Origin of the sequence: Streptomyces poriferorum (assembly GCF_019399235.1) — a bacterium.
Taxonomy (GTDB): domain Bacteria; phylum Actinomycetota; class Actinomycetes; order Streptomycetales; family Streptomycetaceae; genus Streptomyces; species Streptomyces poriferorum.
The window spans coordinates 1-976 of sequence record NZ_JAELVH010000608.1 but is presented as its reverse complement, the minus strand read 5'-3'; the positions used below and the strand labels follow the sequence as shown (position 1 = coordinate 976).

General features: G+C 73.1%; 1 protein-coding gene. It reads left to right on the top strand.

Translation table 11 applies throughout. The features are described 5' to 3' along the window. Positions 1–78: 78 nt before the first annotated feature. On the top strand, positions 79–976 hold an 898-nt coding region (locus JGS39_RS40000; RefSeq protein ID WP_219574654.1), incomplete at its 3' end, for a MurR/RpiR family transcriptional regulator.

Genomic DNA, 976 nt, shown 5'->3' with positions numbered 1-976 from the left:
CCGGCGCGCATGCGTGCCGCCACAGGTCGGGACCAAAGGGGGGTTGACGGACACCGGGGTTGAAAATATCTTTCAAAGGTGACCAATGACCTGAAGGAAAGTTTCAGCGCTGATTCGCCGCCCGCCCCGGCAGCGCTCGCGGCGAAGGTGCGGACGCTCGCGCCGTCCATGACCCGCTCCATGCAGCGGGTCGCCGAGGCCGTCGCCGGTGACCCGGCCGGCTGCGCCGCCCTGACGGTCACCGGTCTCGCCGAGCTGACCGGGACCAGCGAGGCGACCGTGGTCCGCACGGCCCGCCTCCTCGGCTACCCCGGCTACCGGGACCTGCGCCTCGCGCTGGCCGGTCTCGCCGCCCACCAGGAGTCCGGCCGGGCGCCCGCCGTCACGGCGGACATAGCGGTCGACGACCCGATCGCCGACGTGGTCGCGAAGCTGGCCTACGACGAGCAGCAGACCCTCGCCGACACCGCCGCCGGGCTCGACACCGTACAGCTCGGTGCCGCCGTGGCCGCGGCCGCCACCGCCCGCCGGATCGACATCTACGGCGTGGGCGCCTCGTCGCTCGTCGGCCAGGACCTGGCCCAGAAGCTGGCCCGTATCGGCCTGATCGCACACGCCAACATGGACCCGCACCTCGCGGTGACCAACGCCGTGCAGCTGCGCTCGGGCGACGTGGCCATCGCGATCACCCACTCCGGCTCGACGGGCGACGTCATCGAGCCGCTGCGCGTCGCCTTCGACCGCGGCGCCACGACCATCGCGATCACCGGCCGCCCCGACGGCCCGGTCACGCAGTACGCCGACGTCGTACTGACCACGTCCACGGCCCGCGAGAGCGAGCTGCGCCCGGCCGCCATGTCGAGCCGTACGAGCCAGCTGCTGGTCGTCGACTGCCTGTTCATCGGGGTCGCGCAGCGTACGTACGAGACGGCGGCCCCCGCCCTGGCCGCGTCCTACGAGGCGCTGGCCCACCGCC